General features: G+C 69.9%; 11 protein-coding genes, 1 tRNA gene and 1 pseudogene. 8 read left to right on the forward strand and 5 right to left on the reverse strand.

The features are described 5' to 3' along the window. On the forward strand, nucleotides 1-1,596 hold a 1,596-nt coding region (locus tag AC5LSR_RS07935), incomplete at its 5' end, for a putative bifunctional diguanylate cyclase/phosphodiesterase (RefSeq protein ID WP_493468304.1). Nucleotides 1,597-1,715: 119 nt separating this feature from the next. On the opposite strand, the gene argS is transcribed toward AC5LSR_RS07935, so the two are convergent. The 3 genes from argS to AC5LSR_RS07950 form a co-directional block, all read right to left on the reverse strand. Then, nucleotides 1,716-3,455 carry an arginine--tRNA ligase gene (argS, locus tag AC5LSR_RS07940; RefSeq protein ID WP_250282770.1) on the reverse strand — a complete coding sequence of 580 codons (1,740 nt, stop codon included), beginning with the start codon at nucleotides 3,453-3,455 and terminating at the stop codon, nucleotides 1,716-1,718. Between the two features lie 150 nt (nucleotides 3,456-3,605). Then, entirely contained in the window at nucleotides 3,606-4,751 is a 1,146-nt protein-coding gene (locus AC5LSR_RS07945; RefSeq protein ID WP_250289566.1) for a fatty acid desaturase family protein, read from the reverse strand. Nucleotides 4,752-4,762: 11 nt separating this feature from the next. Then, nucleotides 4,763-5,827, reverse strand: coding sequence for a ferredoxin reductase (locus AC5LSR_RS07950; protein WP_250282766.1), 1,065 nt, complete (start codon nucleotides 5,825-5,827; stop codon nucleotides 4,763-4,765). Between the two features lie 168 nt (nucleotides 5,828-5,995). Between AC5LSR_RS07950 and AC5LSR_RS07955 the strand changes: the two genes are divergently transcribed. Together AC5LSR_RS07955 and AC5LSR_RS07960 are read left to right on the forward strand one after the other, a co-directional pair. Next, nucleotides 5,996-6,331, forward strand: coding sequence for a helix-turn-helix transcriptional regulator (locus AC5LSR_RS07955; RefSeq protein WP_445548186.1), 336 nt, complete (start codon nucleotides 5,996-5,998; stop codon nucleotides 6,329-6,331). Between the two features lie 225 nt (nucleotides 6,332-6,556). After that, nucleotides 6,557-8,323 (forward strand): Na+/H+ antiporter, encoded by a 1,767-nt coding sequence (locus AC5LSR_RS07960; protein ID WP_493465132.1) that lies wholly within the window; start codon nucleotides 6,557-6,559, stop codon nucleotides 8,321-8,323. Here AC5LSR_RS07960 and AC5LSR_RS07965 read toward each other — a convergent pair. Both AC5LSR_RS07965 and AC5LSR_RS07970 read right to left on the reverse strand, forming a co-directional pair. Beyond that, nucleotides 8,210-8,953, reverse strand: a pseudogene (locus tag AC5LSR_RS07965) (GAF domain-containing protein); the annotation flags it as partial. The gene AC5LSR_RS07960 and the pseudogene AC5LSR_RS07965 sit on opposite strands and share 114 nt — an antisense overlap. 700 nt (nucleotides 8,954-9,653) lie before the next feature. Further along, a tRNA-Leu gene (locus tag AC5LSR_RS07970) sits at nucleotides 9,654-9,736 on the reverse strand. A gap of 115 nt (nucleotides 9,737-9,851) precedes the next feature. On the opposite strand from AC5LSR_RS07970, the gene AC5LSR_RS07975 reads away from it, so the two are divergent. The 5 genes from AC5LSR_RS07975 to AC5LSR_RS07995 are packed head-to-tail and all read left to right on the forward strand — an operon-like array spanning nucleotide 9,852 to nucleotide 16,357. Further along, nucleotides 9,852-11,435 carry an FHA domain-containing protein gene (locus tag AC5LSR_RS07975; protein WP_250282761.1) on the forward strand — a complete coding sequence of 528 codons (1,584 nt, stop codon included), beginning with the start codon at nucleotides 9,852-9,854 and terminating at the stop codon, nucleotides 11,433-11,435. A 6-nt stretch (nucleotides 11,436-11,441) separates the two neighbouring features. Next, a complete protein-coding gene (locus tag AC5LSR_RS07980; protein WP_250282759.1) occupies nucleotides 11,442-11,990 on the forward strand; it encodes an FHA domain-containing protein FhaB/FipA in 549 nt (182 codons plus the stop codon). Then, a complete protein-coding gene (locus AC5LSR_RS07985; protein WP_250282757.1) occupies nucleotides 11,987-13,414 on the forward strand; it encodes a PP2C family protein-serine/threonine phosphatase in 1,428 nt (475 codons plus the stop codon). Before AC5LSR_RS07980 ends, AC5LSR_RS07985 begins: the two co-directional genes overlap by 4 nt. A gap of 10 nt (nucleotides 13,415-13,424) precedes the next feature. Continuing rightward, on the forward strand, nucleotides 13,425-14,906 hold the full coding sequence (locus tag AC5LSR_RS07990; protein WP_250282756.1) for an FtsW/RodA/SpoVE family cell cycle protein: 1,482 nt from the start codon (nucleotides 13,425-13,427) through the stop codon (nucleotides 14,904-14,906). Then, nucleotides 14,903-16,357, forward strand: coding sequence for a peptidoglycan D,D-transpeptidase FtsI family protein (locus AC5LSR_RS07995; RefSeq protein ID WP_250282754.1), 1,455 nt, complete (start codon nucleotides 14,903-14,905; stop codon nucleotides 16,355-16,357). The genes AC5LSR_RS07990 and AC5LSR_RS07995 overlap by 4 nt, the downstream gene beginning before the upstream one ends. The last annotated feature ends 73 nt before the right edge of the window (nucleotides 16,358-16,430 follow it).

The raw sequence follows: 16,430 nt of genomic DNA on the forward strand, positions 1-16,430 counted from the left end.
GCTGGCATCCCCACGGCTGGCATCCCCCCAACCGCCGCCGCCCCGGACCCGCTCTCGGCCCGGCCGGCCCCGGGGCGGCAGGGAGGGCCGGCCGTGCCCGCGGCGGACGCCACCGGCACGGCCGGCTCCAGCTCCGGTGCGTTCACCGATCACGAGATCGAGTTCGTGCGGACGGCCGCGGCCGTGCTGAGCGCGGCGGCCATCCGTTACCAGGTCGAACGCGACGCCAACCACCGTGCCCTGCACGACGAGCTCACCGGGCTGGCCAACCGCACCGGGCTGTTCGAGCGGCTCGGTGCGGCCCTGAAGCAGGACCAGCCGGCGCGGGACCGGCCCGCCCGGGGCCGGCGGAAGCGGGGCCTGTCGAAGCAGGGCCGGCAGCGCCGGACCGGGCTCCTGTTCGTCGACCTCGACGGGTTCAAGGGCGTCAACGACTCACTGGGGCATCACATCGGCGACCGGCTGCTGTGCGAGGTCGCCACCCGCCTGCGGGGCGCTGTCCGGCCCGGGGACACCGTCGCTCGCCTCTCCGGCGACGAGTTCGCCGTCGTCTGCGAAAAGATCACGACGGAAACCGTCCTGTGCGCCATCGCCGAACGGGTCGTGACCGCCCTCTCCGAGCCCATGATCCTCGACGGATGTCAGGTGAGTGTCAGCGCCAGCGTCGGCGTCGCCCTGTCCGGGCCGGACATCCCCGGCCCCGGCGGCCTGCTACAGGCCGCCGACATCGCCATGTACGGCGCCAAGCACCAGGGCCGCGGCCGCTACCTGCTCTTCGAGGAGAGCATGCGGCACGCGTCCCTGGACAGGCTCACCATCGAGAACGACCTGCGCAACGCCCCTGGCACGGACGATCTCCGGTTGCACTACCAGCCCGTCGTCGGCGTCGACGGTGAGGCCGCCGGAGCCGAGGCCCTCCTGCGCTGGCAGCATCCCGAACGCGGCCTGCTGCACCCCGAGGCGTTCCTCTCCCTCGCCGAGGAGACCGGGATAGTCGTCCAGCTGGACCGGTGGGCCCTGCACACCGCCTGTCATGCCGCGGCCGCCTGGGCGGCCACCTGGATGGCGGGCCCAGCACCGGCACCCCCGCCGCGCATCGGCGTCAACGTCTCCATCCGCCAGTTCACCGACCCCGGTTTCCTGCCCGGCATCGAGGCGCTCCTGCGGGCCACCAACGCCGATCACCGTTACCAGCTCTGCCTCGAGATCGCCGAGAGCGCCCTGGTGGACGACGATGAGACCGTCACCGCGGCCCTACAGGCCGTGCGCGCCCTCGGCGTCGCCATCTATGTCGACAACTTCGGCACCGGGCATCTGTCCCTGACCCGGCTGCGCGGCCTGCCGCTCGACGGCCTGAAGATCGACCGCCGGTTCATCGGCGGGCTGACCGACGATCCCACCTCCTACGCCATCGTCGCCGCCGTCATCCAGCTGGCCCACGTCCTGGGCATGACCGCCATAGCGAACGGGGTGGAGACCCCGGAGCAGCTTGCCGCGCTCGTCGGCCTGCGCTGCGACCTCGTGCAGGGCTACTACCTCGCCCGCCCCGAAGCGCACCTGCCCGCCCGGCAGCCGGTCGCCGCCGGCCAGCCGTGACAGGCCCGCGCCCATGGCCGGCCCCGGGCCGAACCGCGGCAAGGGGCCGGCCAGGAGCCAGGGCAGGGGGCAGGGGCATCGCCGGTGCCGGTGCTGGTGCCGGTGGTCGGAAAATCCGGTCACATCCGCTCGGGCGCGGTTATCCCGAGCAGGTCAAGGCCGGTCGCGAGGGCACGCCGGGTCAGATCGCACAGGGCGATCCGGCTGACGCGGACCGGCTCCTCGGCACGGAGAATAGGACATTTCTCGTAAAAATTCGTGAAAGCGGCCGCCAGGCCGAAGAGATAACCCGCCAGCCGGTGGAACTCGAGCGAGTCGGCAATGCCCTCGACCACGTCGCCGAAGCTGAGCAGATGAATCGCGAGATGACGTTCCTCGGGCTCGTCGACCCGGATGTCGGCGGCGGCGACCGGATAGGTCAGCCCGGCCCTGCGGAACACCGAGCAGATCCTCGCGTGGGCGTACTGCAGATAGGGTGCGGTGTTGCCGTCGAAAGCCAGCATGCGGTCCAGGTCGAAGACATAGTCCTTCGACCGGTCGGTCGAGAGGTCCGCGTACTTCACGGCACCGGTCCCGATCGCCTGGGCGACCTGCGCACGGGTTTCCGCGTCCAGCGTGGGATTCTTCACGGCGATGACGTCGGCCGCCCGGGAAACGGCCTGCTCCAGCAGGGCGACGAGTTTCACGGAGTCGCCGGCCCTGGTCCGCAGCATCTTGCCGTCGGCGCCCAGGATCGACCCGTGCCCGATGTGCTCGGCCCGTACGGGCTCACGAAGCCAGCCGGCCTCCCGGGCCACCTCGTAGATCATCTCGAAATGCTGGTACTGCGGCAGCCCCACCACGTAGAGCAGCCGGGTCGCGTGCAGGTCGCGAATCCGGTGACGAATCGTCGCCAGATCGGTGGTCGCGTACCCGTAGCCGCCGTCCCGTTTGCGCACGATGAGCGGCAGGGGCTCACCATCCCGGTTCTTGAACCCTTCCGGGAAGGCGCACAGTGCGCCGTCGCTCAGCCGCAGCAGCCCCAGCTCGGCCAGCTCGTCGACGACCGGGCCCAACTGCTCGTTGTAGGAGCTCTCCCCGCGGAAGTCCGCCTCGGTGAGCAGCACGCCGAGCTGGGAGTAGACGGTCAGGAAGTACGTCTTCGACTCGCCGACCAGGACGTGCCAGAGCCGGCGTGTCGTCGGGTCGCCGGCCTGGAGCTGGACGACCCGTAGCCGGGAACGTTCCTTGAACGCCTCGTCCGCGTCGAACTTCACCCGGGCGGCCTTGTAGAAGGCGTTGAGGTCGCCGACGGAGAGCTCGTGGGCGGCCTCGGACTCGCCGACGTCGAGCAGATGCTCGACCAGCATGCCGAACGGCGTGCCCCAGTCCCCGATGTGGTTCTGCCGGACGACCTGATGGCCCAGCCAGCCCAGCAGCCGCACCGCGGCGTCCCCGATGATCGTCGACCGGAGATGGCCGACGTGCATCTCCTTGGCGGCGTTCGGCCCGGAGTAGTCGACGACGACCACCTCGGGCTCGGGCACCGGCGCGACGCCCAGCCGCTCGTCGTCGAGCATCTCCCCGAGCAGGCGCTCCAGCGCGGACGCGGCCAGGTGCAGGTTGATGAACCCCGGCCCCGCCACCTCGACCGTCTCGCACAGGTCGTCGAGCTCGGCGGTCCTGACCACCTCGGCGGCGATGTCACGCGGGCTGCGACGAAGGCGGCGAGCCAGCGAGAGGGCCGCGTCCGCCTGATAGTCCGCCCGCTGCGACCGCCGGATGGCGGGATCGACCTGTTCGCCGGCAGCCTCTTCGCCGGCAACGGCCGTGAAGGCCGCGCCCAACCGCTCGTCGAGAAGACGTTCCAGGCTCGTCACCCCCGTGAATCTACCGACTCGCCAACCGGCCCGGACCGCTGTGCACTGCCACGCCCGCCGATCCGCGCCACGTGCCCGCCGGTCGGGTTGGCGATGCCCACTTCGAGGAGGCTCGACTTCGAGGAGCTCGAGCGCTCCCGGGCGCGGATCTCACACCACACTCTCGGCGGGGATGCGGTGGGCGTGTGCGTGCTCGGACCGGTGGGCGCGGTCATCACCGAGATCGACAGGCCATCGAGCAGGGCCTGGGAGCGCCAGCCGCAGAATGCGCTTCCACACGCTGGACGTCTGCCGCGGCAACGAGCCGGTGTTGTAGGGAATGCCGAAACGTGCGCACAGGGCGCGTACCTCCGGCGCGATCTGGGCGTACCGGTTGCTGGGCAGGTCGGGAAAAAGGTGGTGTTCGATCTGAAAACTCAGGTTCCCGGTCAGGATGTGGAACAACGCGGAGCCCTCGATGTTGGCCGAGCCCAACATCTGCCGCAGGTACCACTCGCCGCGGGTCTCCCCCTCGATCTGCTCCTCGGTGAAAACCTCGGCTCCTTCCGGGAAATGACCACAGAATATGATCATATGAGCCCAGACGTTGCGGATGGTGTTGGCGGTGAGGTTACCGAACAGAACGGGCAGGAAAGCCGGGCCGGCGAGCAGCGGGAAGGCCACGTAGTCCTTGAGCACCTGACGTCCTCCCTTCCGCAGCGCTGTCGACAGCTGGGTCAGGGTCTCGGCCCAGTTCTTCTCGCCCCGCCAGGCGCGTTCGAGCTCGGAGTCGTAGATCGCTATTCCCCACTCGAAGACCACTGCAAGCATCAGGTTGTACAGCGGCTGGGCGAGATAGAGGGGATGCCAGGGCTGCTCCGGGTGGACCCGCAGCGCGCTGTAGCCAATGTCCCGGTCCTTGCCGAGAACGTTCGTGTAGGTGTGGTGCACATAGTTGTGGGAATGTTTCCACTGCTCGGCGGAAGACCCGGAGTCCCACTCCCAGACGGTGGAGTGGATCTCAGGGTCGCGCATCCAGTCCCACTGCCCGTGCAGAACGTTGTGCCCGATCTCCATGTTCTCCAGGATCTTGGCGGTGGCCAGCATCGCAGTGCCCGCCAGCCACGCCGGGGGCAGCAGGGAGGCGAACATGACCGCCCGTCCCCCCGCCTCCAGGCTCCGCTGAACGGTAATCACCCGGCGGATGTAGCGGGCGTCGCCCTCCCCCAGACTCGCCAGGATCTCCTCGCGGAGCCGGTCGAGCGCACGACCGAACTCCTCGACATCCACAGCGGTGAGCTGTGTCGTGCCTGCCATACTCATCCCTCCTACAGATCGATCTCGATGTCGCCGGCCGTGGCCGACACGCACGTCTGGATATGATCATCCGTGTCGCCGTGTTCCCGGCCGGTGCGCAGGTCCCGCACCCGGCCGGACAGGAGCCGTGCCACACAGCTACGACAGACGCCCGTACGGCAGCCACTGGGCATGAGGACACCGGCGCTCTCCCCCACCACCAACAGCGGGGCGTCGCCGTCGGCGTCCACCTCCCGACCGCTCCTGGCGAACCGGACCCGGCCCCCGGCACCACCCTCCGAAGCCGTGACAGGGCGGAAACGCTCCACCCGCAACCGGTCGGCGATCCCCGCCCGGCGCCACCGGGCCTCGGCGTCCGCGAGCAGCCCCGGAGGTCCGCAGGCCCAGGCCGCCCGTTCGGCCCAGTCGGGGCAGACCGTGGCCAGCTCGGTCATGGTGAGCCGTCCCGCCCGGGTCCGGGTGTGCCGTTCGTGCAGCCGCAGGCCCGGGAAGCGGCGGGCCAGCTCCCGTAGCTCTTCACCGAAGATGACGGCGTCCCGTGTCGGAGCCGAGTGCACGAGAACCACGTCCGGCATCTCGTCGCCGAGCGCAAGTCCGCGCAGTATCGACATGACCGGTGTGATACCGCTGCCGGCCGTCACGAACAGCAACCGCTCCGGCAAGGCCCGGGGCAGCACGAACTGCCCCTGGGGATGTTCCAGGCGAACGATCGCACCGGGTCGGATCCGCTCGACGAGGTAGGGGGACAGCCGCCCGTTCACCAGGATCTTGACGGTGATCGAGAATGTGCCGCCGGGACGTCCAGGCGGTGAGGACACCGAGTAGGGACGCCATTGCCACACGCCGTCGACATCCACGCCGACCCGGACGTACTGGCCCGCACGATGTTCCTTCCAGCCCGCGCCAGGGCGGATCACGATGGTCGCGGCGTCGGCGGTCTCCGGCCGGAGGGCTTCGACCCGCCCGCGTAGCCTCCGGTGGGACCAGAGCGGATCGATCAGGCCCAGATAGTCGTCAGGTAGAAGGGGCGTCGTCAACGAGGTCGCAGCCTCGCGCAGGAACCTCCCGACTGCCACCGTGTGCTTCCTCCCGGTTGTCGGAGGTCGGGAATGGTGCGGGCGCTGCCCGGTGCACGGCCAGAGAAACGGATCTTCCCGACCGGGACCTCATCCGACAGCGGACAAGCTGGCTATTACTCATGGTAGAAAGTTCAATCACTTCAAGCAACATGGATCTTGCTTATCATGGCCACCGGCGAGACCGAGGAGTGCGGATGGATGCATTCCGCAAGAATTCATTCCATTTATTTCTATATCGGGATCGGCCGGCCCGTGCCCATGCCGCGCATCCGCGGGAGTGAGCCGGCCGTATTGCCGTACGGTGGTGGAATGGGCGGCAAACAACTGTGGACGACCGGGGACATCGCCCAGAGGCTGGGCATCTCCGTGCAACGGGCCCGGCTCCTCTCCCGTCGACCGGACTTTCCCGATCCCGTCCAGGAAGTCCCCCACTTCAGCCTGTGGCGTGCCTGCGACGTGGAGTCCTGGCTCGTGAACGGCGCGGCCGACGGCGAAACGTAGTCGGCGTTGGTGTGCCACCGGCCGGCCCCCACCCGCTCCCAGGGGAATTCCTTCCGCATGACGGATCCGCGATCCGCCGCGTCCGCGTCGTAACCGGGGACGCGCGCCGTGCCGGACGACCGGCGAGCGGGCCTACGCCGGTCCCGAACTCGTCGATCTCACACGGACCCGTGACGAATTCATCCGGACGTCCAGGTAGACGACGGACACGGCGGATGCCGGAGGGTGGAGTGGACAGTGCTGGTCGACGTCGCCTACGGGCTGCTGGGCGCGGGAATGATTATCTTCGCAGCCCTGGCCGCGCAGAGGGTCGGCCTGCCGGCGCCGGTCCTGCTCGTCGCCGCCAGCATCCTGTACGCCCTGCTGCCCGGTCCGAACATCGCACTGGACTCCGAGGTCGTCCTCGTCCTGGTCCTGCCGCCGCTGCTGTACTCCGCGGCACTGAACTCGAGCCTGACGGGGATCCGCGCGAACCTCCGGACCGTGATCTCACTGTCCGTCCTGTTGATCATAGCGACCGCTCTTCTCACGGGCTACCTGCTGGCAGTGGTCGTGCCCGGTCTGTCATTCGCGGCCGCCTGCGCTCTCGGCGCCGCGCTGGCTCCGATGGACCCGGTCTCGGCGCTGTCCATCGGACGGCGGGTGGGCCTGCCCGAACGGCTGCGTACCGTGATCGAAGGGGAGAGCCTCCTCAACGACGCGACGGCTCTGACCGTGTACACGGTGGCGGTGGCCTCGCTGGTCGGCGGGGGTTTCGACGTGCCGTCCGCGGTGGGACGGTTCGTCCTGGCCCTCGCCGGGGGGATCACATTCGGCCTCGCCGTCGCCTGGATCGTCGGGCTGGTCCGTCGCCGGCTGGAGGAACCGGTGGTGGAGACCACCCTTTCGCTGGCAACCCCGTTCCTGGCCTACCTGCCGGCGGAGGCCGCCCACAGCTCCGGCGTCCTCGCCGCGGTGGTCGCGGGCCTGGTCCTGGGCCACCGGTCACGGCGGCTGCAGTCCGGGCCCGCGCGCCTGCACGCCGTGGCCGTCTGGCACCTCGTCGACCTCCTGCTGGAGGGATTCGTCTTCCTCCTCATCGGCCAGCAGCTGCCGGCCGTCCTCCACAACATCCAGAAGTATCCGGTCAGCACGGTGATCGCCGCGACGACGGTCACGACCGCCTCGATCGTGCTGCTACGCCCCCTGTGGCTGCTGCTGCCCACCCTGCTGCCCGTGCGGCTGCGGATCCTCTCGCCGCACCCGAACCTCACCGGCCGTGAACTGACCGCTCTGTCCTGGACGGGCATGCGCGGAGTGATCTCCCTCGCCGCCGTCTTCGCGCTGCCACCGTCCGCCGGCAGCGTCCCCTTCCCGCAGCACGACCTGCTGCTGTTCTGCGCGTACGTCACGGTGCTGGTCACACTCGTCGGTCAGGGACTCACCTTCGGGCCGCTGCTGCGGTGGCTGGGGGTACGACCCGACCTGGACGAGGACCAGCGCCTGCGCGCACGGGCACGGATCGCGGCGGCGGACGCGGGGCTGCGAGCGCTGGAGTCGCTCCAGAACCGCGAGTCGGTCCCCGAGGACATCGTCGAACGGCTGCGGAACATCGCGGACATCCGCAGGAGACGGAGCGAGGACATCCTCGCGGCGCTGGCTGTGGACACCACGGCCAGCCTCGCAGCCGAGAGCGCCAGCGCCGTGTTCGGTCACGTCCGCAGAACCATGATCGAGGCGGAGCGGGACGAACTGCTGCTCTGGCGGGACACCGGGAACCTGCCCGACAGCAGCCTCCGGCTGCTAGAGAACGAACTCGATCGTGAGGAGGGGGCGCTGCAGCAGACCGGTGACGAACTGGTCGGGCCGAATGTGCGCCGCCATCATCGTGTTCGCCCGCACGCTCTGCTCGGCGAGATCCCCACCGCCACGGCGGACGTTGCGCAGGCTGCCCACCAGCAGGGTCGCCAGCAGCGCCGCCGCCAGCTCGTGTCCCATCGCGTCGGTGAGTGACACATACAGCTGGGAACGCCCGAAGCTGTAGTCGAAGGTGTCCCCGGCCACGGATCCCGCGGGCTCCACCCAGCCGGCCACCGTCGCCTGCGCACCCTCACAGGTGAACGACTCCGGCAGCAACCGCCGTTGGATCTCCGCCGCCAGCCCGAGCGGGACGGAACGCTGGCCCCACTCGAACAGATCCGTGTACCGCCGGTTCGTGATCACGATGTAGGCCAGGGCATGCCCCGTGGCGGCGACGGTCTCGACAGCATCCTCGGTGGCACCGGCAGGCAGGTGTGCCTCGAGCACCCCGATCGCCTCACCGCGGGCCGTGACCGGCACATACACACTCGTCCGGGCCGAGGACCGGTACACCCGCATCCGCTGTGTCCGCAACACCCGCCCGTGGACGGTGTCGTCCGCCGACACCCGTTCCATCGTGTTTCCGCCCGCCCCGTCCCCATCGGGAAACCGCGCCAGATAACCGCCCGCATAGTCCGCGATCAGGAAGGAGACCCCAAACGCGCCGATCATCCGGGCCAGCTCACCCGCCACCGCGTGCACCGCGTCGGCGGGAGCGGCGCGTTCCACCGCCGTCAGCAGCTCCCGTAAATCGGCCGTTCCAGAAGGTGCCACTCCCCTCATCTTAGTCAGCGCCACGATAACCGGCACTCCAGGCTACCGGACTCTTACCTTCAACTTGTCACTTTGACCTCTTTCGGTCACATTTCGTGATAGGTGATGATGATCAGGGATGTTCCGGCGTGTCGTCATGGCATGAAACGACCTCCTGTTGACCGTTGCTTCCCGCCAAGGACACCATGATCAAACAGAAGGCCGCGGCGCGACAGTTCGGCCCACAACGTCCCTGCGGTCGAATACCCGAATGTGGTGGGTCGGCTCCGAGGGGAGTTCTACCGCTGCCCGGCCCGGCGGAGCGACGCGCTGTTCGAACTTGCCGATGCCGTGGGGACGCCGAACGCAACCGCGACGGTATACATGAAAGGTCTTTCAGGGACGGATGGGCAACAGCGGCTGGCTGGGGCCTTCGCCGGCGCCCGAGCACTCGATCGCGGCGGCGACGGTCGCAAGCTCGTCGTCGTCGAGCGTCAGGTCCGCCGCGCCGGCCCAGTCGGCGATCTGCGTAGGGCGGCGCGCGCCAGAACTTCGCCGTGAGGAGCTCGCGCTTGCTAGCCGGCGTCAGCGTCGACTACTACCGATCACGCTCGCCGACGCCAACCCCAACCCCAGAACCGTGGGGGGTGCCGGGGGGCTCGGCCCCCCGGCAGACATCTCGGCCCCCGGGGAAGCCCCCCCCAGGGGGCGACCAGCATGAGCCAGCTCGTGGGCGAGGGGGGAGTTGAACCCCCACGTCCGTCAGGACACACGGACCTGAACCGTGCGCGTCTGCCATTCCGCCACTCGCCCGAGTGCGACTATCACGCTATCACGCGATCCGAGCCGCCCGAGACGTGGGCGGTGCTCAACCGGAAGCATACGATCTCAGTGCCGGTAGCAGGCCGGGGGAGGAGGGGAGGCCGAGATGGGCGTGCTGCAGCGCTTCGAGCGTCGCCTGGGCGGCCTCGTCGAGGGCGCCTTCGCCAAGGTCTTCAAGGGCGGTGTCGAGCCGGTCGAGATCGCAAGCGCGCTGGCTCGTGAGACCGATGACCGGCGTGCCACCAGTGCGAACCGGGTGCTCGTCCCGAACGAGTTCGCGGTCGAGCTTGCCACCAGCGACTTCGCCCGGCTCGCTCCTTATACGCGAGCGCTTTGTGACGAGCTGGCCGAGATGGTTCGGGAGCATGCCGCCGAGCAGCGGTACACGTTCGTGGGGCCGGTGGGGGTGCGGCTGGCCGAGGCTGGCGATCTCGATGTCGGGGTGTTCCGTATCCGTAGCAGTGTCGCCGCGGCCGATCCGGGCGCGGTGGCTGGCAGGCGTGCGGCGGGGCGGTCGCGGCCGATGCCGCCGGGGGCTCCTCGGCTTGTCGTCTCGACCAGGCCGGGGCCTGATGGCCGGGTCGGCGGGGAGGAGCGTGAGTACCCGCTGGACGTCGAGGTCACGGTCATCGGCCGCAGCGTGGAATGTGATATCCGTCTCAATGACACCGGGGTATCCCGCCGGCACGGCGAGGTGCGTCGGATGCCCGACGGGCAGTTCGTCTACGTTGATCATGGTTCGACCAACGGGAGCATCGTCAACGGCCGGGCCGCCAGCCAGGTGAAGCTCGCCAGCGGTGATCAGATCGAACTGGGCGCGACGATCCTGACCTTCCGGCGGGACGATCCACGGGGCGCCGACAGGGGCCGGGCCGCCGGGCGCGTCCCGGCGGGCGCGCCGGTCCCCGCGGGCGCGCCACCGGGCCCGGCGGGTGGGTATCCCCCCGCCTCGGCGCCGCCTGCTCCTTCTGGCGACCCGCGGGCACGGCCTGCCGATCCCCGCCGTGGTGACCCGCGCCAGGGTGTCCCCCCTGGTGGTTACCCGCCTGCCCCCCCGCCGGCGGATCCCTACCGGGGCGACCCGTACCGTGGTGGCGATCCCTATCGGGGTGAGCCGCGGCGTGGCGGCCCGCCCGGCGGCTACCCGCCCGCGCCGGCGGGCCCGTACCGTGACGACCCGTATCGTGATGACCCGCGTAGAGGTGGCTCCCCCGGCGGCTATCCGCCCCCGCCCGCGGAACCGCCGTACCAGGGTGGCGGACGTCCGGTCAGGGGCCAGCCCGCGGGAGGCCGGCCGGGGGATCCGTATGGTGGCGGTTCCCGCTACGACGACCCGTACGGGGAGAGGGAGGGCCAGTACCGTGGCGGCAACCCGTACGACCAGTCCGGCGGCCGGCCTCCCGGTACTCCGCCGAGCGGCTACGGCCCGGGTGCGCCTCCGGGTGCGCCCAGTCGTGGCGGCCAGCCCGGCTACGGCGACCCACGGCGCGGCGGCGACCCACGGCGCGGCGGCGACCCACGGCACGGTGTCGCGCCGGTGCGGCCGGACGACGCCGACCTGTACGAGCAGGACACCCAGCGTCCGGGCCGGGTCCCCCCTGGGGAGGGCCGGCGTCCGCAGGACCGGGATCCCTACGGTGATCGTCCCGCTGGGCCGGGGGCGGCGGATCCGAACGAGCACGCCTGGTAGGACGCCGTGAGCGGATCCCAGCCCAGCGACCTGGTCCTCCTGGTCGTGAAAATCAGCTTCCTGGCGCTGTTGTGGTTGTTCGTCCTGGCTGCCGTCCGCGCGGTGCGCGCGGACATGTTCGGGCCGACGAAACGGCAACGGCAGAACGTCCAGGGGCTGGGCCACGGAGCGGCGGCCCAGCCGGCGCCCGTGCCCGCGCACCCGGCCCGTCCGGCACCGCCGCCGGCCGGCCCGCAGAACGCGCCCGCCAGCCGGCGGGCGCGCACACCGAGCAAGCTGGTCGTCACGAAGGGACATCTCGCGGGGACGATTCTTCCGCTCGGACCGGCGCCTGTCACCATCGGACGTGCACAGGACTCGACTCTGGTGCTGGAGGACGACTTCGCATCCGCGAGACATGCAAGACTCGTCCCCCACGACGGCCAGTGGTTCGTCGAAGATCTGGGCTCGACCAACGGTACTTACCTCGACCGCACGAAAGTGACCAGTCCCATGCCGGTTCCTCTCGGCGCGCCGGTCAGGATCGGGAAAACCGTCCTGGAGCTTCACCGGTGAGCCTTAGGCTTCACTACGCCGTTCGCTCGGACGTCGGCCACGTCCGGGAAGGCAACGAAGATTCCGCCTACGCGGGCACTCGGCTACTGGCCGTGGCCGACGGAATGGGCGGCCACGCGGCCGGGGAGGTCGCCTCCTCCACCGTGATCTCCCAGCTGGCCGGCCTGGACGACGACATCACCAGCGGCGCGGTCCTGGAGGTGCTGGCCGACTCGGTGCACCAGGCCAACAACCAGTTGCGCGAGATGTCCGTCCAGGACGGGGCGCTGGAGGGCATGGGCACCACGGTCACCGCCCTGCTGCTCGCTGGGACCCATCTCGGGGTGCTGCACGTCGGCGACTCCCGGGCGTACCTGCTGCGGCACGAGGTGCTCAACCAGGTGACCCACGATCACACCCTGGTGCAGGATCTCGTCGACCAGGGCCGGATCACGGCCGAGCAGGCGGACACGCATCCCCAACGGTCGTTACTGATGCGTGCGCTCGACGGCCGCGACGTCGAGCCGGACCTGTCCATCCGGGAGGCGATCCCGGACGACCGCTATCTGCTGTGCACCGACGGGCTGTCCGGCGTTGTGACGGAAACCACCATCCGTGAGGCGCTGCTGCTGCCGACGCCGCAGGAGGCCGTCGACCGGCTGGTCGAGCTCGCGCTCAAGGGCGGCGGGCCGGACAACATCACCGTTGTCGTCGCCGACGTCGTCGAGGACGACGGCGAGGACACCAGCCCGCTCGTAGCCGGTGCCGCCGCGGAGAAGCAGGCCGTGCCGGGAGCCTTGGCCGCCCGTACCGGGCCGAACCCCCGGTACGGCGACCAGGACTCCCCGGCCGCCAGAGGCGCGCGAATCGGTCGGCACGGCCCCGCGCCGCGTGCCGAGAGCTCCGACAGCGTGGTGGACGAGGACACGCAGCCGCTCGCCCGGCGGTCGCCGCCCCGGCCGGCCTTCATCATCCTGTGCGTGGTGATCGTCCTGGCCATCGTGACCGTCTGCGGCTGGTTCTACCTGCACAACCGGTACTACGTCGGGGTCGACGGCGACCAGGTAGCGATCTTCGAGGGTGTCGAGGGGAGCATCGCCGGCTTCTCTCTGCACCGGTTCAAGGAGCCCTCCATACCGCTGAGCGATCTCAACGACGAGGGGAAGCTGCAGGTGGAGAAGGGCTACTCTGCCAGTAGTCTCAGCGAGATCCAGCGCTATGTCGCCAACCTGCGGGCCCAGTTCCCCGCCACGCACCCGGCCGACGCCAGCACAGCACCGACGGTGGCGCCGACGCCAGCGGGCAGCGACGGGGAGAAGAACGCCGGGGACGCTCAGGGCTCCCTGGGCGCTGTCACCAGCCCATCGGCACTCTGCGCCACCACTCCTGTCTCGAACTGTAACCCGGCCATCCCAGCGGCCCCGCCGGTCTCGACGCCTGGATGACGCCGACAGGATGACTGTTCTCCCTCCGCTTCGCGGCAAGGCGGTCGATCTCACGGGAACCTTCGCCCGGTTCCCGATACCGGCCGATGTCCATCTGCCGCCGTACCGTCGGCGAGAACTCTCCCTGCTGCTGTTCGCCGGCCTGCTCGCCACCGCCGCCCTGGCGGCCGTCGTGCTCGCCGTCGACGGAAAGATCACCACGTCGGTGTTCGTCTACGGCCTGGGCTTCAGCGCGCTGTGGGGGGTGGCCCACCTGGCCGTGCGCCGGTTCGCGCCGGCCGCCGACCCGGTACTGCTCCCGCTGGTCGCGGCCCTCAACGGCCTCGGCCTCGTCATGATCTACCGGCTGGACCTGGCCAAGGTGGAAGCCGCCGAGAAGGCCGGCAGAAAGATACCGTCCGGCGTCGCACCGTTACAAATGATATGGACGCTGCTCGCGCTCGTCGTCTTCGTGCTGGTGCTGGCGGTCATCCGGGACCACAAGACGCTGTCGCGCTACGCCTACACGGCGGGGCTGGTCGGCCTGGTCTTCCTGGTGCTGCCCGCGATGCCGGTGTTCGGCGCGACCATCAACGGCGCCCGGCTGTGGCTGCGGGTCGGGCCGTTCACCTTCCAGCCCAGCGAGATCTCGAAGATCATTCTTATGGTCTTCTTCGCCGGCTACCTGGTGAACAAACGCGAGGTGCTCTCGGTGGCCTCCCGGTCCTTCCTCGGGATCCACTTCCCGCGCGCCCGGGACCTCGGGCCGGTGCTCGTCGCCTGGCTCGCGAGCCTCGGCGTCCTCGTCGTCGAGAAGGACCTCGGCTCGTCCCTGCTCTTCTTCGGCATGTTCCTGGTGATCCTCTACGTCGCGACCGAACGGGCGTCCTGGGTGCTTATCGGGCTCGCCCTGTTCTCGCTCGGCGCGGTCATCTCCTACCACCTGTTCGGGCACGTCCAGGTCCGGGTGGACGGCTGGTTGCACGCGTTCGACGGCGACAACCCCACCAGCACCTCGTATCAGCTGGTGCAGGGCCTGTTCGGGTTCGCCGCCGGCGAGATCACCGGCACCGGGCTCGGGCAGGGCAGCCCACAGCGGGTCCCCTTCGCCAACACCGACTTCATCGTCGCGAGCATCGGTGAGGAACTCGGCCTCGCCGGGATCATGGCCATCCTCGTCATCTACGGGCTGGTTGTCACCCGTGGCCTGCGGGCCGCGCTCGGCGCCCGTGACCCGTTCGGCAAGATGCTCGCGACCGGCCTGGCCGCCTCGTTCGCCCTCCAGGTGTTCGTGCAGGTCGGCGGTGTCATGCGACTCATCCCGCTGACCGGCCTGACGCTGCCCTTCATCTCCTACGGAGGCTCTTCGATCGTCTCGAACGCGGCCATCATCGCGCTGCTGCTGCGGATCAGCGACTCCTACCGCCGGCCCGGCCCGGCCACCCCGGCCGCGCCGCTGTTCGACCCGAACGCCGTCGCCGACAGCCCCACCCAGGCGGTGCGGACGACGTGAACGCGCCCATCCGCAAGGTCGCCGTCGCCTGCCTGGTGCTGTTCACCGCCCTGCTGGTCAACGCCAACTGGCTACAGGCGAAGCAGGCTGGCGAACTGCGTCACGAACCGAACAACGCCCGCCAGATCACCGAACGGTTCGAACGGGAACGCGGCTGGATCGGCGTGGCCGGCGGGCAGGCGGTCGCGAGCTCGGTGCCGTCCGACGACGAGTACAAATACCAGCGGCAGTACCCGGCCGGGAAACTGTATGCCGCCGTCGCCGGCTACTACGGCCTGTACACCTCCGCCGGCCTGGAGAACTCCCAGAACGACATCCTCTCCGGGGAGGACGACCGCCTGTTCGTTTCCAAGGTTTCCGACCTGGTGACCGGACGCAAACAACGGGGTGGCAGTATCGTCACCACGCTGGTACCCCGGATCCAACAAATCGCGACCACCGCGCTCGGCAACCGTAAGGGGGCGGTCGTGGCGCTCGACCCGAAGACCGGCGAGATCCTCGCGATGGTGACCAGTCCGACATACGACCCGACACCGCTGGCCAGCCACGACGATGCCGAGGCCGGCAGAGCCGCCCGGGCACTGAACACCGACCCGGACAAGCCGCTGCTCAACCGCGCGACCCAGGAGACCTACCCGCCCGGCTCCACCTTCAAGGTGATCACCGCGGCGGCCGCGCTCAACGCCGGGCACCAGCTCGAGGAACGCATCGCCGCCCCCGACCAGCTCCGGCTGCCGCAGAGCAGGACCGTGCTGCCGAACTTCGGCGGCGAACGCTGCGGGGACGGCGACACGGACACTCTCATCCACGCTCTGACGATCTCCTGCAACACGGCGTTCGCCCAGCTCGGTATGGATCTCACCGACGACACCCTGCGCGCCCAGGCCGAGGCCTTCGGTTTCAACTCCACCATCCCCGGCTTCCCGCTGCCGCTGGTGCCCAGCGTGTACCCGCCCCAGCAGCTCGACAAGGCCCAGACCGCGCAGTCCGCCATCGGGCAGTTCGACGACCGGGTCACCCCGCTGCAGATGGCCCAGGTCGCCGCCGCCATCGGCAACAACGGGGTGATGATGCGGCCGTACATCGTCTCCGAGCTGCTCGGCCCGGACCTCAAGGCGCTCAGCCGCACCGAGCCGGAGGTCTACAAACGCCCCGTGAGCCCGGACGTCGCCGCCGCCCTGAACACGATGATGCAGAGCGTGGTCAGCAGCGGCACCGGTACCAAGGCGCGGATCCCCGGCGTCGCCGTCGCCGGCAAGACCGGCACCGCCGAGCACGGTGACAACGAGCCCCCGCACGCCTGGTTCATCGGCTTCGCGCCCGCCGCCAGCCCGAGCGTGGCCGTCGCGGTCGTGGTCGAGGACGGCGGCGGGGAGTTCGGCACCGGCGGCGCGGTCGCCGCGCCCGTGGCCCAACAGGTCATGAAGGCCGCATTGGATGTCCGGCAGTGACCGGCCCACCGCCGCCAGGCGTCCCGGGGCCGGGCCCGGGCCTGCCGGAATCAGGCGTCCCGGCACCGCGGAT

The organism is Protofrankia sp. CiP1_Cm_nod4 (assembly GCF_982290645.1).